This window comes from Novosphingobium pokkalii, from assembly GCF_014652855.1.
Classification (GTDB): Bacteria; Pseudomonadota; Alphaproteobacteria; order Sphingomonadales; family Sphingomonadaceae; genus Novosphingobium; species Novosphingobium pokkalii.
In genome coordinates, this window is record NZ_BMZP01000010.1 from 57,782 (window position 1) to 80,253 (window position 22,472).

Consider the following 22,472-nt stretch of genomic DNA (forward strand, 5'->3'; position numbering starts at 1 on the left):
CTCCCTTGCGCAATTTCACGGTTGTGAAGATTTCATAGCGGAAGGCCCGCCATGCGCAAGGCCGATCATGCGCCCCCTGCCCTATCCTGCGCCGGGCGGCGGCCGGTGAGGCGCAGGTAGAAGCGGGAGAAGTAGGAGGGGTCTTCAAAGCCGAGTTCGCCCGCCACCTGCGCGGCGGTGGCGTTGGTGTAGCGCAGCAGGCGGTGCGCCTCGCGCGCGAGGCGGCGGTGGACCACGTCCATCGGGGAGCAGCCCAGGCGCGCGGCGGTGAGGCGCGAGAGCGTGCGCGGGGTGGTGCCGAGCGCGGCGGCGTAGAATGCCAGGTCGCGGTGGCTGCGGTAGTGGATTTCGACGAGCTGGCGGAAGCGGTCGAGCCGGGTGTCGGGGGCCGGGCCGCTGGCCGGGGCATCCTGCGCCACGCAGCGCGCGAGGGTTTCGGCCAGTGACAGGAGCAGCGGATCGCCGGCGCTGCGATCGGCCTGCGCGGCCAGCATTTCGGCAGCGAGCCAGGCGGCGCGGCGGGCGGCTTCGGGTGGCAGGGGCGCTGCCTGGCCCTGGGCCAGGGCGCGGTGCAGCGGATCGGCCGGGGCCGGCGCGCGGCCGGTGAAATCGGCGCCCAGCGTCACGACATGGCCGACGACATCGGCGGCAAAGCGGAAGCCGTGGACCACGCCCGCCGGGACCATGACCGCCAGCGGCCCGGCCAGCGCCTGCTCGGCCCCGTCGAACGTGATCCATGCCTGTCCGCTGTGCACCAGCAGCAGTTGCACGAAATCGGCATGGCGATGGGGCCGAATTTCCCAATCATGCAGCGAGGAGCGCGCGGCAATCGTTTCGATATGGGCAAAACCGGCCGAGAGACCGCCCTGCGCCTCGCCATAGAGAGCATAGCTGGGAATGCTGGTCTGCGCCATCACGCTGTCCTGAAAGTGCCATCTTATGTCAGCCCCATGCCTTCCGGCAGCGGCGCGGCGATGTCAAGAAAGCGGGGTGTGGCGGCCGCGACGGACGGGCTGCCGAGGGAGAGACAAGAGCGATGAAGACTCACGTTGCCATCGTCGGCGCCGGCCCCGCCGGCCTGCTGCTGGGCCACCTGCTGCGCGCCGAAGGGATCGAATGCGTGGTGGTGGAGCGCCAGACCGGCGACTATGTGCTGGGCCGCATCCGCGCCGGGGTGTTGGAAGCGATCACCGTCAACCTGATGGAGCGGCTGGGCCTCGACGCGCGGCTCAAGGCCGAGGGGCTGGTGGAAGAAGGCTTCAACCTGGCCGATGGCGAGCGCCTGATCCGCATCGACGTGGCCAATCTGACCGGCCAGACGGTGACCGTCTATGGCCAGACCGAAGTGACGCGCGACCTGATGGACGCCGCGCCCGAACGCGGGCTGCCGGTGCTCTATGGCGCGGGCGATGTGGCCCTGCACGAGATCGAGAGCGATGCGCCCTACCTGACCTTCACCCATGAAGGCCGGCAGGAACGGCTGGACGCGCGCTTCATCGTCGGTTGCGACGGGTTCCACGGCCCGTCGCGCAAGGCCATTCCGGCCAGAGTGGCGCGCGAATACGAGCGGGTCTATCCGTTCGGCTGGCTGGGCATCCTGGCCGATGTGCCGCCGTGCAACCACGAGCTGATCTATGCCAACCACGAGCGCGGCTTTGCCCTCGCCTCGATGCGCAGCCATGTGCGCAGCCGCTATTACGTGGACGTGCCGCTGACCGAGAAGATCGAGGACTGGAGCGACGAGCGCATCTGGGACGAACTGGCGATCCGCCTTGGCCCCGATGCCGCTGCACAGATGACGCGCGGTCCCTCGATCGAGAAGTCGATCGCGCCGCTGCGCTCCTATGTGTTCGAGCCGATGCGCCATGGCAGCCTGCTGCTGTGCGGCGATGCGGCGCATATCGTGCCCCCTACCGGCGCCAAGGGCCTGAACCTGGCCGCGAGCGACGTGCACTATGCCGCGCAGGCGCTGACCGGGTTCTTCAAGGCCGGCGATGCCGACGCGATTGCCGGCTATGCCGCCAAGGCGCTGGCGCGGGTGTGGAAATCGGAGCGCTTCAGTTGGTCGCTGACCAAGCTGATGCACCGCTTCCCCGACGATGGGCCGTTCGAGCGGGCGATGCAGGTGGCCGAACTGGACTATATTGCCACCAGCCGCGCCGCCCAGACCAGCATCGCGGAAAACTACGTCGGCCTGCCGGTGTAACCGAATGCCCGGTGCGGCGGCGCGATTCTCTCCCCGCCCCGCCGCACCGGGCAACCTGGCTGGTTTGCCGCTATCAGGGCGACACGAATTTTCCCTGGAATGTGACAAATCGCCCGATACCGTCACAAGCCCGTCACAAAGCGCAGACACTAAGGCCACTGTTGTTTCCCCCAACAGGCAGGCCCATGCGCCAGATCGACATTCTGCTGACCAACCCGCTGGAAGGCGGCCACGACCCGTTCGCCCATGGCGACCTGAAAGTTGTGTTTCACCCCTGGCATGGCGCCGGGCCGCTGCCGCTGCTCGACGGGCGCCCCTGGGCCTTTGTCGACTGGCTGCTGCCCGAGCTTTCCGGCCTGGAGCTGTGCCGCCGGCTGCGCGCCGACATGCAGACCGAAGCCGCGCACGTGACCATGGTGCTGGAAGAGGACGACGCGGAGGCCAAGCGCCGCGCGCTGCGCGCCGGGGCGGATGACTATATCCTTGGCCCGATCGACCGGGGCACGGTGCTGGACCGCGTGCTTTCGGTGCAATTGCCCGAGCGCGAGGCGGTGGCGCGCACGCTGCGACTGGGCGAATTGAGCCTGGACCTGACCGCACTCCAGGCGCGGTGGAAGGAAAAGGCCATTGCCCTGATGCCCAACGAACTGCGCCTGCTGCGCTATCTGATGGAGCAGCCCGGCCAGGTCTTTTCCCGCCAGCAACTGATTGCCGCGCTGGGCAAGCAGGGCCAGCCGATCGACGAGCGCACCGTGGACGCCTGGGTCAGCCGCCTGCGCCGCGCGCTGCGCGACGCCGGGGCCGGCTATCCGCTGCGCACCGTGCGCGCGCTGGGCTATGTGCTGGACAAGCCTTGATGATCTGAGGTTTTTCTCTGATCGTTACGGCCGTTCGGGCTGAGTTTGTCTATGTCCATTGGCTGCGTGGCGTGAGGCTTCGCACCACCCCCAACCCCCTCCTCTGAAGAGGAGGAGGCTTTGCAGGCCGCTGTATGGGGCAAATTGACTGACCACACCCGTTCGGGCTGAGCTTGTCGAAGCCTGCTGGCAGCGTGGCGCAAGGCTTCACACCACCCCCAACCCCCTCCTCTGAAGAGGAGGGGGCTTTTGTTTCTGAGGCTTAGAACTTGGCTCCGGCGCGGATGCCGAGCGTGCGCGGCTGGTTGGGCACGATGTAGACACGATTATAGCACACGCCGCACGCAACATAGCGCGACAGTTGGCCGCGTTCGTCGAAAGCGTTGGTTGCGAACAGTTCGAGCGAGTACTTGTCCCATTCGCTGCCCAGGGCAAAGTTGACCTGAGTGAAAGCGGCGATGCGGCCAAGCAGTTCGGCCGGGTTGATCAATTCACCCGTGCCCGGCTGGATTGCGGCCGTGCGTAGATCGGACGACGCCGAGCTTTGATAGGTGGCGTTGACCTGCCCATAGACCTTGGCCGCGCCAACCGGAACACTGTAGCGCAGTGTGCTGGCCAGCTTCCACTTCGGCGTGATCGGCAGGCGGGTGTTGGCAGGAGCGGCGACGTAATTGCCGGAGCCGGAGCACGAATAGGTCAGGTCGTCCACGGCGCAGAGGTTCTTGGTGGTGCGGGCATCGGTGTAGGCACCGCCCAGGTTGAACGAGAACCCGCCCTTGACCACATTGGCATCGAATTCCACGCCGCGAATGCGCGCGTCCGGGCCGTTGTGGATTTCGGTGAAGCTGTTGGCGCCGAGATAGGCGAACTGGAAGTTCTTCCAGTTCTGCAGGTACACCGCCGTGTTGAGGCGCAGCAGGCCATCGAACAGCGTGGTCTTGAGGCCAGCTTCGAAATTGGTGAGATAGTCCGGCTTGTAAGGGTCCACATCGGCGCGGCGGTTGATGCCGCCGGGGCGGAAGCCGCGCGAAACGGTGATATAGGCGGTGACGTTGCTTTCGGGCTTCCACGTCAGGTTGAAGCGGTAGGTGCCACCGTCGCCCTTGGCGCGCTTGGGCACCACGCCGCCGTTCACGTAATCGCCCAGGTTGGTGCACGGGCTGCCGCCAACGGCAGCCGGCAGCAGCGTGATGTTGGTTTCGCCGGCAAGCTGCGCGTTGCGCAAGGTCAGCCCATCGGTGGTGTAGCAACCGGCAACGCCGGTGCGGGTGGAGCCGGCGGCGTTGGGCGGCGGATTGCCATCTGCACCCTGATAGAACGCCGGATTGCGACCGAACCCGAAGAACCCGATCAGCGAGTTGTCATACTTGAAGTAACGCCCGCCGGCCGTGGCCGTGATCGTCGGCGTGAAATCATAGCTGACTTCCCCGAACGCGGCATAGTCCTTGTCCACGCGGTTCTGCTGGGTCAGCCACAGCGTACCCGGCTTGCCGTTAACGGAAAGCAGGTCGGCCAGGCCTGCGACCTGATAGTCCTGGTGGATCAGGTTCGACTGGCGTTGGTAGAACAGGCCGCCGACAAAGCGCGCCTTTTCGCCCGTGGGCGAAGCGATGCGCAATTCGTGGCTCATCTTCTTGAAGTGATCCTGGCCGAACACCTGCTGGATCGGCTTGATCTGGTTGCCGGCATTGTCCTTGTAATAGAAGTAGCCGGCGAGGCCGCCCGCGCCCGAATAAAGCGAGTCATAGGCTTCGGCGTAGTCGGTGTAGTCGCTCGACGAGAAGGTCTTGCGATCGAGATAGGCGCCGGCATACGTGAGATCCCACGAGCCGATCTTGCCTTCGATGGTGAGCGAGGCCTGCGCGAAGATGTCGCGGCGATATTCGGGCAGGAAGTGCTGCACCTGAAGATCGCCGACGCTGGAATCATAACCGTAATTGCCGTGGCTGCGGGTATCCTGATACATGATCCCGGGCGTCACGGTCCAGTTGTCGTCCAGATCGACCTTGAGCAGGGCGCGGCCACCGGCGATCTCGGTGTCGTTGTAGTTCTTCTTGACGTACTGGCTGTTGTTGATCGTGATGCCGGTGCCTTCGGGCAGGAAGCTGCGCGTGCCCGCGACATTGTCGATATAGCCGGCATCCTTTTCGTAATAGCCGACCACGCGCAGCGCGGCCTTGGGCGACAGCGGGATGTTGATCATCCCTTCCACCTTGCCGCCGGTGCCACCCTTGTGGACCTGGTTGGCTTCCACATCCATGCGGCCATAAAAGCCCGAGGTGTCCGGCTTGTTGGTGATGATGCGGATCGTGCCGGCTTCGGACGAAGCGCCGTAAAGCGTGCCCTGCGGGCCGGCGAGGCTTTCGATGCGGGCGATATCATAGACGTGGACGTCGAGATTGCCGCCGATCGTGGTGACCGGCTGTTCATCGAGATAGACGCCGACCGACGGCAGCGGGCCGGAGTGGTTGCCGTCCCCGCCCGAGGCCACGCCGCGCATGTAGATGATGTTGGTGCCCGGCGTGCCCGAGCTCTGCGCCACGACCGTGGGAAGCTGCTGGGTATAGCCGTTGAAGTTCGAGACGTTGAGCTGATCAAGCTTCTGCGTGCCGAGTGCCTGGATCGAGATCGGCACGTTCTGGAGGTTTTCCGAACGCTTCTGCGCGGTGACGATGATCACGTTGCCGCCATCGGCCGGCTGGGGAGCAGCCTGGGGCGCGGCATCCTGCGCCATCGCGATGCTGGCCGGCGCCAGAAGCGCGGTGCTGGTCATCAGCAGAAAACGCGGGAGACCCGCCGAAGCAATACGCATGCTTAACCCACCCTGTTGCATTTCTTGTGCGCAAGGTGTGCGCTGCGACATGATCATGCGTCAAGCGGTTACAAGTGCCACCAATCGATCACAGATGACCGTGGCACTTTTGCAACGCATTGCCGCTTTCAGGCAAACTGTTGCGGTGCCTGCGGATATGTGTCGAGCACCGGGCCAAGCGCGGCCTTGAGCGGATCGAGCCAGGGCTCGAACGCTTTCCAGCCTTGCGTGCCTTCGCGGAAGATCGGCTGGCGCACCTGTTCGGAACTGGCCGTGCGCACGGCGCGCTCGGTCTGGTGGAAGGCCAGGCAGGCGGCTTCGAACGGCAGGTCACAGGCAGCCAGCAGCGCGCGCACTTCGGCTTCGGTATCGTCCACCATGCGTTCGTAGATCACGCGATGGACCGTGCCGGGCTGCACCGCATCAAGATGCGCCATCAGCCGCACATAGTCCGCATAATAGCGCCCCATGTCGGTGAGATCATAGGAGAAGCCCTGCCCGCGCGCGAAATGCTGCTTGAAATTGGAGAAGCAGCAGCCGAGCGGATGGCGGCGCGCATCGATGATCCGCGCGCGCGGCAGGATCAGCCGGATCAGCGGCGCGTGGACCCAGTTGTTGGGCATCTTGTCGATGAACAGCGGCCGGTCGGTGTGGCGCTGGATGCGTGTGGTGTGCAAATAGCTTTCGCCCATGGCGCGCAGTTCGGCCGGGGGAAGATCAGCCAGACCCGCCGGGTAATTCGGCACCTTGCGGGCGAGCTGGGCGATATCGGGCAGCTCGCTGGTGCCTTCCACCTGGCTGTGGCTGGCGAGGATCTGCTCGACCAGGGTAGAGCCGGCGCGCGGCATGCCGAGAATGAAGATCGGATCGGGCGCATCGTATCCGGCACCGGCCCGCGCGGCGAAAAGGTCGGGCGTGGCCGTGGCGATCATCGCGTCCACGGTCGCCGTGGTTTCATCGGCCTTGTAGGGAATGCGGCGGCGGCGCAGGGCATTGCCGGCGGTATAGTGGGCAAAGGCAGCCTGCGCCTCGCGGCGATCCTCGAACGCCTTGCCCAGCGCGAAATCGAGGTGCCAGCGGTCTTCCGCGTCCAGCGCGGGATCGGCCAGCGCTTGCTGCATTGCGGCAATATCGTCGTCCGCAAAGCGCACGGTCTTGAGGTTGGCAAGGCTCCACCACGCTTCCCCCAGCCCCGGCAGCAGAGTGATCGCGCGGCGATAGGCGGCAATGCCATCGGCCTGGCGGCCCACGGTCTTGAGCATGTGGCCATAGCTCATCCACACGCGCGGCTGGTCGGGCGCCTGGGCCAGCACACGCTCATAGAGCGCCAGCGCGGCATCGAAGGCGCCGATGCGGCCATTGGCGGCGGCGGCCAGGTTGGCATGGCCGAGGTTTTCGGGATCTTCGGTGGTGACCTGGGCCAGTTGCTCCAGCGCCTCGGCCGCGCGGTTGGTGCGATAAAGCACCAGCGCCAGGTTGGCCCGCGCCGGGGTAAAGCCCGGGTCCAGCTCGATCGCGCGGCGCAGCAGGTTTTCCGCGTCGGCATAGCGGCCGATGCGCCCCGCCAGCTCGGCAAACAGGCGAATGGCGCGCACGTCGAACGGATCGTCCTTGAGCAACCCGCGCAGCAGGGGTTCGGCGCGCGGCAGGTCGTTGGCGTTCATCGCGGCGGCGGCGGCAACGAGGCGGGGATCGTAGGCCGGGCGCGGGGCAAGGGTCACGGTGGTCATCGGGGAGCACAACAAACATGGTGACGCCGCGCGATCAAGCGTTAGTCTCGCGCGCAACCAAAGCCCCAGGGGAATTATGGCGTGAACGACACAGCAAAACGGGGACTGGGCTTCTGGATGACGCTGGCCCTGGTGGTGGGGAACCTGATCGGTTCGGGCATCTATCTGCTGCCCGCCACGCTGGCGCCGCTGGGCGCCAACCAGCTTGCCGGCTGGGTGATCACGATTGCCGGATCGCTGTGCATGGCCACCGTCTTTGCCCGGCTTTCCGCGCGCCAGCCGCTGCCCGGCGGGCCATTTGCCTATGTCATGCAGCAATTCGGGCCGGGTGCGGGCTTTGCCGCAGCCTGGGCCTATTGGACGATGGTGTGGACCGGCAATGGCGCGCTGGCCGTGGCGGTGGTGTCCAACCTCAGCCTGCCGCTGCCCTGGCTGGGCCACGCGCCGGGCGCGCCGGCGGCACTGGCGGTGGGGGCGGTGTGGCTGCTCACCCTGGTCAACATTCGCGGGGTGCGCGGCGCGGGTGACGTCCAACTGGTGACCACGGCGCTCAAGCTGGTGCCGCTGGTCGGGCTGATCGGGCTGGCGCTGTGGCTCATGCTCAGCGGCACGCCGCATGTAGCACAGCCGCCCGTGGCGCTCTCGCCCACGTTGATCGCCAGCGCGGCCGGCCTCACGTTCTGGGGCTTCCTCGGCCTGGAATCGGCCACGGTGCCATCGGACAAGGTGGAGAACGCCGGCCGCGTGGTGCCGCGCGCCACGCTGTGGGGCGTGGTCCTGGCGGGGCTGATCTACCTGGGCATCGCGCTGGCGTTCCAGGCGTACATGCCGCAAGATGCGGCTGCGCACTCCCCTTCCCCGGTAGCGGAATTCCTCGGGCGGCGGCTGGGCGGCGACATTTCCGGGATCGTCGCCGTATTCGCCGCGATCAGCGCCTTCGGCACGCTCAACGGCTTTATCTTGGTGCAGGGCGAAGTGCCGTGGGCCATGGCGCGCGACGGGCTGTTTCCCGCCTGGTTCGGCAAGGAAACCCGCGCCGGCACGCCGATCAACGCACATATCGTCTCGTCGGTGCTGCTGACCGTGATCACGCTGCTCAACTATGGGCGCGACATGGGCAACCTGTTCACCTTCATCGCCTCGCTCAGCCTGGCGGCGGGCATGCTGACCTATGTGGCGACGATGGCGGCGGCGATGCGCCTGCTGCGCGATGAACCCTGGGTGGTCGTGCTGGCGGCGCTGGCCGCGTTGTTCAACGCCTGGGCGCTGTGGGGCCTGGGGCTGGAAGCGATCGCCTATGGCCTGGTGCTGGTGGCGCTGGGCTTGCCGGTCTATCTGCTGGTGCGGGAGCGGCAGCGATCGCCACGGCCGTCACCCCGGACTTGATCCGGGGTTTGGCTTCTTTTTCGGGGTGTTGCGCGAGGCTTCGCACCACCCCCAAATCCCCTCCTCTAAAGAGGAGGGGGCTTTGCCATGTTGCGGTCAGCGGTGCAGCATTTTCCACAGGAGGGAGCGGTCGCGGATGATTTCGGCGGCGGCGTTGTGGCCGGGTGCGCCGGTCACGCCGCCGCCCGGATGGGTGCCCGAACCGCACATGTAGAGGCCCTTGATCGGCGCGCGATAGTCGCCGTGGCCGAGCACCGGGCGCGCGGCCCAGAGCTGTTCCAGGCTCATCCGCCCATGGAAGATGTCGCCGCCGATGAGGCCGAACTTGCGCTCCAGATCGAGCGGCGAGTGAATCTGGCGGGCGATGACCGCGTTCTTGAAGTTGGGCGCGTGCTCGGTGATCGTGTCGATCACGTGGTCGGCCACCTGCTCGCGCACGTCGTCCCAGCTCTGGCCATTGGGCAGTTGCGGGCTGAACTGCTGACAGAACAGGCTGGCGACGTGGCAACCGGCCGGGGCCAGGCTGTCGTCCACGGTGCTGGGGATCTTGATCTCGACGATCGGCTTCTTGGACCAGCCGTGGACGCGCGCGTCGTCATAGGCCTGGTCCATGTAGTCCATGCCCGGCGCGATGATGATCCCGGCGGTGTGGTGTTCGGCCTGGGCCTTGCCCGGCAGCACGGTGAAATCGGGCAGTTCCGATAGCGCCACGTTCATCCGGAAGGTGCCCGAACCGGTCTTGTAGCCGTCCATGGCGTGGGCGAAATCGGGGGCAAGGTCGCTGCGATCGACCAACTGGCGATAGAGCAGCGCCGGGCCGACATTGGCAGCGACGATCGGAGCGTAGAGCTCCTCGCCGCCCACCAGCTTGACCCCGGCGGCCTTGCCGTTGTTGACCAGCACTTTGTCCACCGGGCTTTCCAGGCTGATTTCCACGCCCACCAGCGCGCAGGCCTTGGCCATGGCCTGGGTGATCGCGCCCATGCCGCCCACCGAATGCCCCCAGGCGCCGAGCTTGCCGTTCACTTCGCCAAAGACGTGGTGCAGCAGGACATAGGCCGAACCGGGTGTGGACACGCCGGCAAAGTTGCCGACGACCGCGTCGAAACCGAAGGCGGACTTGACGTGATCGTCCTCGAACCAGGAATCGAGGAATTCGCGGGCCGAGCGGGTGAAGATGGTGAGCAGGTCGCGCTGGGCGGCCAGGTCCATCTTGGCCAGCGGCCAGCCCTGCTTCGCCGCCGCGGCCAGCGCATGGAGCCCGCCGCCGACGTTGGGCGGGCATTGCAGCGCCAGATCGCGCAGCACTTGCGCCACCTTTTCCAGCGCGGCGTCGTAGTGCGGATAGGCATCCGCATCCTTTTGCGAGAAGCGCGCGAATTCGGCGCGGGTGCGATCGGCGCCGCCCCCCAGCTTGAGATAAGTATCGGCGAACGGGAAGAAATTGCTGATCTGGCGTTCGAGCACGCGATAGCCGTGATCGGCCAGCTTCATGTCGGCAATCACTTGCGGGCGCAGCAGGCTGACCGTGTAGCTGGCCGTGGAATTGCGGAAGCCGGGGTGGAATTCCTCGGTCACGCAGGCGCCGCCCACGATGTCGCGCCGTTCCAGCACGCGCACTTTCATGCCCGCCTTGGCAAGGTAGAACGCGCAGACCAGGCCATTGTGGCCGCCGCCGATGATCAGGGCGTCGTAGCGGTTGCTCATCGTGTGGGTTCCTTCGTGGGATCTTGGGATTGTCGGTTATGCGTTCGTCGCCCCGGGCCTGACTCGAAGCCCGGCGCGGGGCCCCGGGTCAAGCCCGGGGCGACGGATGAGGTTTGCTCCAGCCCGGCTCCGGCTGGTGATGCAGCCTGGCCTCGGGGATCAAGGTGCGGATCTTGCGGGCAAAGCTGCGCAGGCACACTTCGCTGCGGCCGATCGGGCCGGCGCCATAGCGGTGCGAATGCATGCCCTGCTGCACGCGCTCGATCAGCCAGGTGTCTTCGCTGTTGACCACGCGGTTGATGCGCCAGTTGGCATAGCGCACCAGCTTCATCGTGCGGCGCTGCTGTGGCGGCGTGGCGCTGTCGGGCAGGCTGAACACCATTTCGCGCAAGGTGCAGGTGGTGGGCGATGTGGGCAGCCACTGCATGAAATCGACCTGGTCGGCATAGATATCGAACGCCATGTTGGGCCACAGCTTGTAATAGAGCCAGCGGCGCTGCGCCACATCGGGCAGATGGGGCACGCGCGGCAGGTGCGTCTGGTAGAACCGCTCCCAGAAATGCGGGCTGGGTGCATCGACCAGATCGCCTTTCATGCGATCGGCCCAGGGCGCCGCCGAAATCTCGTAGGACTTGCCGAAAATGCGCGACAGGCCGCCGTGGGCCACGGGAATGTGCAGGTTGTCGGAATAGTTGTCGCCCACGTTCTTCCAATTCACCGCGCGCGGGCGCTCGCGCACATCCCCCATGCGGCGCATCTCGGCCAGGCGATAGGGCGCCGCTTCGGCTTCATAGGGCGCCATCATCTCGGCAACCGAGGGAAAGCCGCGATCCTCCAGGCGCACGAAGACGAAGCCGTGCCACACTTCAAGGTCCACCGGAAACAGGCCGTTCTGCGCGAGATCGAGCGCAGGGTAATCGCGCTTCATCGGCACCCCGGTCAGCCGGCCATCGGTCTCGTAGGTCCAGGCGTGATAGGGGCACACCAGCTTGCGCGCGCAGCCCGCCGCCCCTTCCACCAGGCGCATGGCGCGGTGGCGGCAGAGGTTGTGGAAGGCGCGCAGGGCGCCATCCTCGCCGCGCACGACAATGACGTTTTCGCCGCAATAGGCCAGGTTGCGCCAGGCGCCGGGCTGATCGAGATCGCTTTCGTGGCAGACGATCTGCCACGAGGGGCGGATGATCCGCTCCATTTCCAGCGCGGCGAATTCGGGATCGCGATAGATCCAGCCCGGCAGGCTCCAGTCCGCATCGGGATCGGCGGCAGCGTTCTGCCCGGCGCAGGCCGCCATGTGCAAATCGCGGTGTTCATCAAGAGCAAGATCGGTCATGAATGAGTCCCCGCCGGTCGCCTTATTGAACGATCGTACAACAATCATCCGGAAGTGCAAGATGCAAGCTGCCGACACCCGGCCCAAACGCGCTACCCAGCCCCGCCCCGCTGCGCTGCCGCGCCGGGCCGAACCCGACGCGCGGCGACAGAGCCTGATCGAGGCGGCCATGCGCGTGCTCGCGCGCGCGGGCGCCAATGGCGCCAGCGTACGCGCGATCGCCCAGGAAGCGGGCGTTTCGCCGGGCCTGGTCGGCCACTATTTCACCGGGATCGACGCGCTGATTGCCGAAACCTATACCCATGTCGATGCCATGGTCACCCGCGCGCTCGATGCCGCCGTGGCCGCCGCGCCGCCCCTGCCCCGCGCCCGGCTGGAAGCTTTCGTCACGGCGAGCTTCACCGCGCCGATCGCCCAGCCCGCGCTGCTGGCGACATGGATCGCGTTCTGGAGCCTGGTCACCAGCCAGCCGCAGATCGCGCGCCAGCACGACGAGCAATATGCCGGCTATCGCGCCAGGCTTGAGGGTTTGCTGCGCGAAGCGGGCGTGGCGGAAGCCGATTTGCGCCATGCGGCGATTGCGGTCACCGCACTGGTCGATGGGCTGTGGCTGGAGTTGTGCCTGTCGCCGCAGTGCTTTTCGAGCGAGGAAGCCGGGGCGATTGCGCGGCGGTTCCTGGGGACGGTTTGTGGGGGTGTGGCTTAGACAAAGATGCAGCCAAACCCCGGATCAAGTCCGGGGTGACGAAGAAATTGATATCTAATCTATATTCAACGTCACCCCGGACTTGATCCGGGGTTTGGCTTTTTTGGTGGGCTCGGCGCCCCGCCTCCACCACCCCCAACCCCCTCCTCTGAAGAGGAGGGGGCTTTTTTGTTTCGCTTTTACTTCGACAGGTCGGTGAACAGGCTGGTGAAGTAGACCACGCCCGGCGCGATGTTGGACAAAGGCACCCGTTCGTTGAGGCCGTGGGCGAATTCTTCGCTGTCCTTGATCAGCACGGGGCTGGCGCCATAGGCGTCCACGCCGTTGACGCGGTACCACATCGAGTCCGACGCGCCGGATGCCTGGGCCGGGATCACCGCGATGCCGGGATAGGCGAGGTGAATCGCCTTGTTCGCCGCGTTGACGAAATCGGGGCGCATGGGGCTGGCCGGCGACGGGGTGGAGCCTTCGGTCACGTCGGAGAACTTGACCACGGGCATGTTGGCCACCTTGGCCAGTTCGGCCATGATGTCTTCCCGCTTGTGGCCGGGGAAGATGCGGCAGTTGATATTGGCCGTGGCGCGCTGCGGCAGGGCGTTGAGCGCGTGGCCGCCGTTGACCATCGTGGGCACGCAGGTGGTTTCGATGCGGCCGATGAATTCGGGCAAGCTGCGCAGCGTGGCGATGGCATCGGCGTCGGTGGGATCGGCGGCAAAGGCGCGCATGGCGCCGGCCACTTGCGGATTGGGCGTGATCTTGGCCGCGCTTTCAAAGAATGCCTTGGTCAGCGGGCTTTGTTCGGGGGTGAAGTGATAGGCGCCGATCGCCACCAGTGCCTGGCTCAATTGCACGATGGCATTGTCCTTGCGCGGGGCCGAGCTGTGGCCACCGGGGTTGGTCACTTCAAGCTGGAAATCGGCATAGTTCTTTTCCGCACCATCCCAGGTCCAGGCGAGCGGCTTGGCGGTGTCTTCGGCCAGCATGCCGCCGCCACCATCGACGTTGATCACCAGGCCTGCGCCCTTGAGCCGTTCGGCGATCAGGCGGCTGGTCTTCATCGTCGTTTCCTCGTCACCCGAGAACGCGATGATGATGGTGCGCTTGGGCTTGTACCCCTTGTGGCGCATCTCGATCAGGGTGGAAACGGCGAGCGCGGCGTTGAACTTCATGTCGAGCGCACCGCGCCCGAACAGGTAGCCGTTTTCCACCACCGGCACGAAGGGATCGCGCTGCCAGTCGGCGCGCTTGGCTTCCACCACGTCCATGTGGCCCGAGAGCACCAGCGGCTTGAGCGAAGGATCGCTGCCCTTCCAGGTGGCCAGCAGATAGGCGGTGTCGTCCACCGGCACGATCTCGATGTCCGAAGGCGACCAGCCGGCCTTGATCAGGGTGTCGCGATAGAGCGCGGCAACCTTGGGCGTCTCGTTGCCCGGTCCCTGGACCGAGCGCATGGCAATGGTCTGCTTGGACAAGTCCAGCGTCTGCGCTTCGGCCTCGGCATGGCCGGACGCGAGCGCGGGCGAAGCAGAAAAAGTCAAGGCGGCGAGCGAAACCAGGGGCAACGTCAGTTTCATCGGCGGTGTCATGGGGGGCACTCCTTTTCGCGCCGGAAACTGGTCCCGATTGGTTTCTCGCACAACCTCTTTTTGCGATGCCAGATGTGCAAAACCCCGGCGCCGCGAAGGCACCGGGGTCTTGCTTGCGTCTCCGATGGAGAAAGCGGTCAGTCCTTGATCTTGGACGTGTCGAACGTGCCGAGGCCGGGCTTGAAGCTCTTTTCATCGAGGAACTGGCGCGTGGCTTCCTTGCGGGCCGCGACGCCGCCATAGCTGTGCAGCGCTTCCTGCGCGCGGATCAGGTAATCTTCCGCGTTTTCATAGGTCATGTCGATCATGCGGCGCACCGCCCACTTGGTGGCGCGCAGGGCGTGGCCATCCTTCTTGAGCAGAGCTTCGGCCACAGCCTGGACGCGAGCCTTGAGCTGGTCGTGCGGCACGGATTCGGTGACGAGGCCCTGCGCGGCAGCCTGCTGGCCGGTGAGGTTTTCGCCCATCATCGCGTGGTACATCGCCTTGCGCAACGGCATGAGATCGGCCGCCACCTTGGACGCGCCGCCGCCAGGCAGGATGCCCCAGTTGATTTCCGAAAGGCCGAACTGCGCATCATCCGAAGCGACGGCAATATCGCAGGCATAGAGCGGGCCATAGCCGCCGCCAAAGCACCAGCCATTGACCATGGCGATGGTGGGCTTTTCATACCAGCGCAGGCGGTTCCACCAGCGATAGGCTTCGCGCTGCGACTTGCGGATCGCCCAGAGGCCCTGCGCTTCGGTTTCGCGGAAGTATTCCTTGAGGTCCATGCCGGCCGACCAGGCATCGCCCTCGCCCGAGAGCACCAGCACGCCCACGTCTTCGCGGAATTCGAGTTCCTCGATCACCTTGAGCATCTGACGGTTGAGCTTGGGGCTCATGCAGTTGCGCTTTTCCGGCCGGTTGAAACGCACCCAGGCGATGCGGTTCTCGATGGTGACGGCAACGGTATCCTCTTCGGCGCGCACGGCCTGTTCTTCTGCCATGGTCTTGTCCTTTCGGTGTTCTTCTTGTTTCGGGAAATCAGATCGGGAAATGGCCGGGTTGGGTTTCCATCGTGATCCAGCGCAGCTCGGTGAAGCTGTCGATGCCGGCCTTGCCGCCAAAGCGGCCATAGCCAGAGGCGCCGACGCCGCCGAAGGGCATCTGTGCTTCATCGTGCACGGTCGGGCCGTTGACGTGGCAGATGCCCGAATGGATCTGGCGCGCCACGCGCAGGCCGCGCGCAGTGTCGCGGGTGAAGACCGCGGCCGACAGGCCATATTCGCTGTCGTTGGCCAGTGCGATGGCGTGGGCTTCGTCGCGCGCGTGGATCACGCCAACAACCGGGCCGAAGCTTTCGTCGCGGAACAGCTTCATCGCTTGCGTCACGCCATCGACGACGTGGGCGGGCATCAGCACGTTCTGCGTGGTTTCGCCGCCGATCAGCAGCGTGGCGCCGTGATCGAGCGCGTCCTGCACCAGAGACTGGCAGTGGGCCACGGTCTTGGCATCGACCACGGCGCCCAGCGGAGTCTTGCCCTCGCGCGGATCACCCACGGCGAGCGTTTCGACCTTGGCCTTGAAGCGCTTGGCGAATTCGGCGGCAATGGCTTCGACCACGATGATCCGCTCGGTGCTCATGCAGATCTGGCCCTGGTTCATGAAGGCGCCGAAGGCCGCAGCCTTGACCGCTTCATCGAGGTCGGCGTCTTCCAGCACGATCAGCGGTGCCTTGCCGCCCAGTTCGAGCAGGCAGGGCTTGAGCTGCCCGGCGGCGCGCGTGGCGATGATCTTGCCCACGGCGGTCGAGCCGGTGAAGTTGATGCGCTTGACCTGCGGTGCATCGATCAGCGCGCCGACCACCGCGCCGGCGTCGGCCGGGGCATTGGTGACGACCTGGACCACGCCTTCGGGGAAGCCGGCTTCGGCAAAGGCCTCGATGATCAGGGCGTGGGTGCGCGGGCACTGTTCCGACGCCTTGAGAATGACGGCATTGCCGCAGGCCAGCGGCACCGCGATGGCGCGCACGCCCAGGATGATCGGCGCATTCCACGGGGCAATGCCCAGGATCACGCCGACCGGCTCACGCAGGGCCATGGCGATGCAGCCCGGCTTGTCGGACGGGATCACTTCGCCGGAAATCTGCGTGGTGAGTGCGGCCGCTTCGCGCACCATGCTGGCGGCCAGGCCCAGGTTGAACAGCGCCCAGCCCTTGGTCGCGCCGATTTCGCCCATCATCGCCTCGACAAAGGCATCGGCGCGCGCCTCAAGCGCGGCAGCAGCCTTCATCAACACGGCGCGGCGGGCATTGGGGCCTTGCGCGGCCCAGGCCGGAAACGCGGCGCCCGCCTTGGCGGCAATCGCGGGGATTTCGGCCGCCTGCATTGCGGCCGCGGAAGAGGCCACCGATCCATCCAGGGGATTGAGCCGTTCAAACTGCATCGTGAGTCTCCCAATTATGTTATGATTTATAGCAATCATTCCTGCCCCCTGCAACGGGGTTGCGTTTCACGGCGCGCAAAACGTCCCCAAAGGGCAAACGGCTGACCTGGTATTTCGCTTAGGCAAACACCCGCGAGCGTTTGCAATTTCCGCATTCAAGGGGGTGAGTTGCAGTCGGAACAATCCAGCTTAGTCATTGATATATATCAAATTGACCGAATTGACAGGTTCCGTTCAGGAAAGAGCGTTTCTTGCACCCCGCTTAACAATTGCATTTTACGCAACCTTTGACCCACTTTTCGCACTTGCACATTTGCGCTGCGGCAGACAAAAGGGATGGGCCTTTCAGGCATCCTCTCCCAAACTTTCCAAGGGCCGCCCATCTGGTGCGGCCTTTTTTTTGGCCGCAATCCGGGGCGGGCATTGTTCCTTGGGTCAATGGCGCGGCGGCCGGCGAGGCGCCATCGTGCGCTGGCGGGAAACTTGCGGATTGTGGCCATGGCGCCGCAACCGACGGCCCAAACGGGAAAAACCATAACAATCACGGATGACGAGGCGCCCAGCCCCGACCATAAGGGGCAACCGGACCGTCAGGAGAGGAATAAGCCAAGTGCGTGCCAGCGTTGCGAAATTGCGTTCTGTCTATCGGGCTTCCCTGGCGCTGGGCGCGTTGGCGCTGACCCTGCCCGCCCCCGTGCATGCCGCAGCCCCCGACGCAGCAGACGCAGGCGATGGCCAGACGATCGTGGTGACCGGCGAAGGCCTGGCCGAAAGCCCGGCGGCGCCGGCCTATCACACCCAGACGATTTCCGCTGCGCAGTTGCAGGCCACCGCATCGGGGCGAATCGACGATGCCCTGCTCTCGGCCGCCGGGGTGCAGCAATACCGCCGGTCAGACAGCCGCGCGTCCAACCCTTCCGCCCAGGGCATCACCCTGCGCGCGCTGGGCGGCAATGCCACCAGCCGCACCCTGGTGCTGCTCGATGGCGTGCCGATGGCCGACCCGTTCTTTGGCTATATCCCGATGAGCGCGATCGATCCAGAACGGCTGGCGGGCGTGCGCGTGCAACGCGGCGGCGGATCGGGCGCGTTCGGTGCCGGGGCCGTGGCGGGCACGGTGGACCTGACCAGCGCCGGCGCGAATGCCCTTGGCTTGCTCAATGCGCAGGCCATGGTCGACGATCGCGGCGAAACCACCGTCTCGGGCGCACTGGCGCCCAAGCTGGGCCAGGGCTTTGCCGTCGTGACGGGCCGATGGGATCGCGGCCAGGGGTTCTGGACCACACCGGAAAGCCAGCGCGTGCCGGCCAGCGTGCGGGCGCGCTATGATAGCTGGTCCACCGGCGTGCGCGCGGTCGCGCCGCTGACGCCCGAGGTGGAATTGCAGGCGCGCGTGGCCGCGTTCGAGGACAACCGTACATTGCGCTTTGCCGGCGCCGACAACGGCATCAGCGGGCAGGACGGCAGCCTGCGCCTGGTGGGGCGCGGCGCCTGGCAATTCGATGCACTGGCCTATGTCCAGGCGCGCGATTTCCACGCAGTGACGGTCAGTTCCACCAGCTTCAAGAAGACGCTGGACCAGTATGGCACCCCTTCCACGGGCCTCGGCGGCAAGCTGGAACTGCGCCCGCCGGTGGGCGGAGGCCATGTGCTCAAGCTGGGCGCAGACTGGCGCCGGGCCGATGGCGAGACCAGGGAAAACGCGCTGTCGGCCACGACCGGCCTGGTCACCGCGCGGCGCCGGGCCGGCGGGCGCACGGATGACGTGGGCTTCTTCATCGAGGATGACTGGACGCTCGGCCCGCTGGTGCTGACCGCTGGCGCGCGCGCCGATCGCTGGGCGATCACCCAGGGGCACTACCAGGAACTAAATGCGGCGGGCACCGTGACCAGCAGTTCTGCGGGCGACCCCACGGTCGCCGCGCGGCAGGGCTGGCAGGGCAGTTGGCGCGCTGGCGCGGTGCTGAACGCGGCATCTTGGGCCGCGCTGCGCGGCGCGGCCTATACCGGGCTGCGCCTGCCGACGCTCAACGAACTCTATCGCTCGTTCACGCTGGCCGCGCCCAATGGCAATGGCGGCGTGTCGCTGACCACCACGCAGCGCAATCCGGCACTGAAGAACGAACGCCTGCTGGGCTTCGAGGCGGGGATCGACCTGACCCCGGCCAAGGGCGTGAAGCTGTCGCTGACGGCCTTTGACAACAAGGTGAAGGACGCGATCGCCAACGTCACGCTCTCTACCAGCGGCAACACCACCGTGCGCCAGCGCCAGAACGTGGCCGCCGTGCACGCGCGCGGCCTGGAATTCGGCGCAGAAGTGACCGCCGGCACGGTGTCGCTGAACGGCAGCCTGGCCTGGACCGATGCCAAGGTGGAAGCGCCCGGCACGGCGCTGGACGGCATGCGCCCGGCGCAGACGCCGCGCATCGCCGGCAGTGCGACGCTCGCCTGGCACCCTGCCCCGCGCTGGACCGGCGCGCTGACGCTGCGCCATGTCGGCCTTGCCTATGAAGACGATCTCCAGACCGCACCCTTGCGCGCGGCAACCACGCTGGATGCCTTTGCCCAGGTGCCGCTGACCGGCTGGGCCAGCCTGGTGCTGCGCGGCGAGAACCTGTTCGACACCACCATCGTCACGCGCAATTCGGGCGGTACGATCGACATCGGCACCCCGCGCACGCTGTGGGCCGGATTGCGGATCGGGTTGCGGTAGGAGGTCAGGGCCTGCGCTTTCATGCGAGGCCCTTCGACAAGCTCAGGGCGAACGGAATTCGGAACTTTCGCTCCACTCGGCTCAGCCCGAACGGAATTCTGAACTGCCATTTCGTTCGGGCCGAGCTTGTCGAAGCCCCCCTCACCATGCCCCCTCCATAAGCCCCCTCACCCTGCAATCGTATTCAATCCCTGAACAGGCAGACAGGCGCAGGAATTGCGCCTAGCGTTTCCATCGCAGGCCAGACGTGCAGCACAGCGCGCAGGGCCTTGGGGGGATGCGCGTCATGGGGCCGATGTTCAGGCAGGTATCGACAGCCGATCCGCATGATCCGCGCCATTCCGGCATTGTTTACAACTCTGCGCTTGTCGGCGGGCCCTGGCCTGGCTTACCCCTTGGAACGGGAGGTCGTGGCCGGGGGCAATCCGGGCTGCGACGACAAGCCGCCGGCCGTGGCCGCATGTCGCAAGGGGGCGGCTGCGGCGTCACGCGACACGGGGGCAGGAGCCAACGAAAGGCCGGGATAACCGGCCCGGTCCATGTTGCGCCCCGGGGGATGCAGCATGGCGCGGCCCAAAGCAGGTGGAGCCAGTTGCCATGAGCCTAGAAATCACGTCCAAGGTTGCCGAGATCGACGCCCACATCATCGATGTGCTGCGCCACCGGGTGGGCAAGGACGAACGCGCGGCCAAGCCGCATGACTGGTATACCGCCACCTGCCTGGCGCTGCGCGACGTGATCATCGATCGCTGGATGGAATCCACCCGCAAGACCTATGACGAAGGCGGCAAGCGGGTTTACTACTTGAGCCTGGAATTCCTGATCGGCCGCCTGCTGCGCGATGCCCTGTCGAACCTGGGCCTGACGCGCGAAATGGAAAAGGCGCTGGCCAGCCACGGCTTCGACCTGGCCGCGCTGGAAGAGCTGGAGCCCGATGCCGCGCTGGGCAACGGCGGCCTGGGGCGCCTGGCCGCGTGCTTCATGGAAAGCCTCGCCAGCCTGGATATTCCCGCCTATGGGTATGGCATCCGTTATGTGAACGGCATGTTCCGCCAGCGCATCGACGATGGCTGGCAGGTGGAACTGCCCGAAACCTGGCTGTCCCACGGCAATCCCTGGGAATTCGACCGCCGCGAAAGCGCCTATCTGATCGGCTTTGGCGGCGAAGTCGTCGACAACGGCGATGGCGTGGAATGGCACCCGCACGAAAAGGTGGAAGCCAATGCGGTCGATACCCCGGTGGTGGGCTACAAGGGCAAGCGGGTGAACACCCTGCGGCTGTGGACGGCCAACCCACTCGATCCCATTCGCCTCGACGCTTTCAACGCCGGCGACCATGCCGGCGCCCTGGCCGAGCAGGTGCGTGCCGATGCGCTGGTGCGCGTGCTCTATCCGGCCGACAGCACGCCGGCGGGCCAGGAACTGCGCCTGCGCCAGGAATACTTCTTCACCTCCGCGTCCATCCAGGACATCGTGCGCCGCCACGCGCAATACCATGGCGATGTGCGCACCCTGCCCGACAAGGCGGCGATCCAGCTCAACGACACGCACCCGAGCGTGGCCGTGGCCGAACTGATGCGCATCCTGGTGGACGTGCATGGCCTGGAATTCAACGAAGCCTGGGACGTGACCAAGCGCACCGTGGGCTATACCAACCACACCCTGCTGCCCGAAGCGCTGGAAAGCTGGCCCCTGCCCCTGTTCGAGCGGCTGCTGCCGCGCCACATGCAGATCATCTATGCGATCAACAGCCGCGTGCTGCGCGAAGCGCGCAAGGCGGGGCTCGACGACCGCGCGATTGCCGCGATCAGCCTGATCGACGAAGGCGGCGAGCGGCGCGTACGCATGGCCAACCTGGCCTTCGTGGGCGCGCATTCGATCAACGGCGTGGCCGCGCTGCACACCGAGCTGATGAAAAGCACGGTCTTTGCCGATCTCCACGCGCTCTATCCCACGCGCATCAACAACAAGACCAACGGCGTCACCCCGCGCCGCTGGTTGCAGCAGTGCAACCCGCGCCTGGTCGGCGTGATCAAGGATGCGATCGGCGATGCGTTCCTGGATGACGCCGAAAAGCTTTCCGATCTCAACGCCCTGGCCACCGACGCCCAGCTTGGCGAGCGCATTGCCGAGGTCAAGCGCGCCAACAAGGTGGCGCTGGCCGGGCATCTCAAGCAGTTGACCGGCATCCGCATCGATCCCGATGCGCTGTTCGACGTGCAGATCAAGCGCATCCATGAATACAAGCGCCAGTTGCTCAACCTGATCGAAACCGTCGCGCTCTACGATCAAATTCGCAGCCACCCGGAACGGGACTGGACCCCGCGCGTAAAGATCTTCGGGGGCAAGGCGGCACCGAGCTATCACAACGCCAAGCTGGTCATCAAACTGGCCAACGACATTGCCCGCCGCATCAATTCCGACCCATCGGTGGGTGGATTGCTCAAGGTGGTGTTCGTGCCGAACTACAATGTGACCCTGGCAGAGCGCATAATCCCTGCGGCCGACCTGTCGGAACAGATTTCCACCGCCGGCATGGAAGCATCGGGCACGGGCAACATGAAGTTCGCGCTCAATGGCGCGCTGACCATCGGCACGCTCGATGGTGCGAACATCGAGATCAAGGACCGCGTGGGCGACGACAACATCGTGATCTTCGGCCTGACCGCCGAGGAAGTGGCCCAGACCCGCGCCGATGGCTATAACCCGCGCGCGATCATCGAGGGCAGCCGCGAATTGCAGCAGGCGATCTCGGCCATTGCCAGCGGGGTGTTCTCGCCCGACGATCCAAACCGCTACACCGGGCTGATGGGCGGCCTCTATGACAGCGACTGGTTCATGGTCGCGGCCGATTTCGACGCCTATCACGCGGCGCAGCGCAGCGTGGATGCGCGCTGGGAAGATGAGGCAGGCTGGCGGGCCAGCGCGATCCGCAACATCGCCAATGTCGGCTGGTTCTCGTCAGACCGCACCATCGGCGAATACGCCCGCGATATCTGGGGAGTCTGACAT

Annotated in this window: 14 protein-coding genes; 6 read left to right on the forward strand and 8 right to left on the reverse strand. The window is 65.9% G+C overall.

Annotation, left to right across the window (positions count from 1 at the left end):
* Positions 1-65: 65 nt before the first annotated feature.
* Positions 66-914, reverse strand: a complete 849-nt coding sequence (locus tag IE191_RS12120; protein WP_191324630.1) for a helix-turn-helix domain-containing protein — start codon at positions 912-914, stop codon at positions 66-68.
* A 122-nt stretch (positions 915-1,036) separates the two neighbouring features.
* On the opposite strand from IE191_RS12120, the gene pobA reads away from it, so the two are divergent.
* Positions 1,037-2,206, forward strand: coding sequence for a 4-hydroxybenzoate 3-monooxygenase (pobA, locus tag IE191_RS12125; protein ID WP_191324631.1), 1,170 nt, complete (start codon positions 1,037-1,039; stop codon positions 2,204-2,206).
* Between the two features lie 185 nt (positions 2,207-2,391).
* Positions 2,392-3,063, forward strand: a complete 672-nt coding sequence (locus IE191_RS12130) for a response regulator transcription factor (RefSeq protein WP_191324632.1) — start codon at positions 2,392-2,394, stop codon at positions 3,061-3,063.
* Between the two features lie 262 nt (positions 3,064-3,325).
* Here the strand turns inward: IE191_RS12130 and IE191_RS12135 are convergent, their stop codons facing one another.
* Positions 3,326-5,875 (reverse strand): TonB-dependent receptor, encoded by a 2,550-nt coding sequence (locus tag IE191_RS12135; protein WP_191324633.1) that lies wholly within the window; start codon positions 5,873-5,875, stop codon positions 3,326-3,328.
* 128 nt (positions 5,876-6,003) lie between these two features.
* On the reverse strand, positions 6,004-7,605 hold the full coding sequence (locus tag IE191_RS12140) for a tetratricopeptide repeat-containing sulfotransferase family protein (RefSeq protein ID WP_191324634.1): 1,602 nt from the start codon (positions 7,603-7,605) through the stop codon (positions 6,004-6,006).
* Positions 7,606-7,686: 81 nt separating this feature from the next.
* On the opposite strand from IE191_RS12140, the gene IE191_RS12145 reads away from it, so the two are divergent.
* The gene (locus IE191_RS12145) at positions 7,687-8,991 is read left to right on the forward strand and encodes an APC family permease (RefSeq protein WP_229815306.1); all 1,305 of its coding nucleotides are present in this window, start codon (positions 7,687-7,689) and stop codon (positions 8,989-8,991) included.
* 96 nt (positions 8,992-9,087) lie between these two features.
* Here IE191_RS12145 and IE191_RS12150 read toward each other — a convergent pair whose 3' ends face one another.
* Both IE191_RS12150 and IE191_RS12155 read right to left on the reverse strand, forming a co-directional pair.
* Positions 9,088-10,698 carry a phytoene desaturase family protein gene (locus IE191_RS12150; protein ID WP_191324635.1) on the reverse strand — a complete coding sequence of 537 codons (1,611 nt, stop codon included), beginning with the start codon at positions 10,696-10,698 and terminating at the stop codon, positions 9,088-9,090.
* Positions 10,699-10,786: 88 nt separating this feature from the next.
* Entirely contained in the window at positions 10,787-11,989 is a 1,203-nt protein-coding gene (locus IE191_RS12155) for an aromatic ring-hydroxylating oxygenase subunit alpha (protein ID WP_191324691.1), read from the reverse strand.
* A gap of 100 nt (positions 11,990-12,089) precedes the next feature.
* Here IE191_RS12155 and betI point away from each other — a divergent pair, with 100 nt between their 5' ends.
* A complete protein-coding gene (gene betI / locus IE191_RS12160; protein WP_191324636.1) occupies positions 12,090-12,734 on the forward strand; it encodes a transcriptional regulator BetI in 645 nt (214 codons plus the stop codon).
* Between the two features lie 179 nt (positions 12,735-12,913).
* On the opposite strand, the gene IE191_RS12165 is transcribed toward betI, so the two are convergent.
* The 3 genes from IE191_RS12165 to IE191_RS12175 all read right to left on the reverse strand — a co-directional run bounded on the left by IE191_RS12165 (position 12,914) and on the right by IE191_RS12175 (position 16,747).
* Positions 12,914-14,320: a M20/M25/M40 family metallo-hydrolase gene (locus IE191_RS12165; protein WP_229815307.1), complete on the reverse strand. Its 1,407-nt coding sequence runs from the start codon at positions 14,318-14,320 to the stop codon at positions 12,914-12,916.
* Positions 14,321-14,457: 137 nt separating this feature from the next.
* On the reverse strand, positions 14,458-15,309 hold the full coding sequence (locus tag IE191_RS12170; protein ID WP_191324637.1) for a p-hydroxycinnamoyl CoA hydratase/lyase: 852 nt from the start codon (positions 15,307-15,309) through the stop codon (positions 14,458-14,460).
* A 37-nt stretch (positions 15,310-15,346) separates the two neighbouring features.
* Positions 15,347-16,747, reverse strand: coding sequence for an aldehyde dehydrogenase (locus IE191_RS12175; protein WP_191324638.1), 1,401 nt, complete (start codon positions 16,745-16,747; stop codon positions 15,347-15,349).
* Positions 16,748-17,357: 610 nt separating this feature from the next.
* Here IE191_RS12175 and IE191_RS12180 point away from each other — a divergent pair.
* On the forward strand, positions 17,358-19,460 hold the full coding sequence (locus tag IE191_RS12180; protein ID WP_229815309.1) for a TonB-dependent receptor plug domain-containing protein: 2,103 nt from the start codon (positions 17,358-17,360) through the stop codon (positions 19,458-19,460).
* Positions 19,461-20,057: 597 nt separating this feature from the next.
* Positions 20,058-22,469, forward strand: a complete 2,412-nt coding sequence (locus IE191_RS12185; protein WP_191324640.1) for a glycogen/starch/alpha-glucan phosphorylase — start codon at positions 20,058-20,060, stop codon at positions 22,467-22,469.
* The last annotated feature ends 3 nt before the right edge of the window (positions 22,470-22,472 follow it).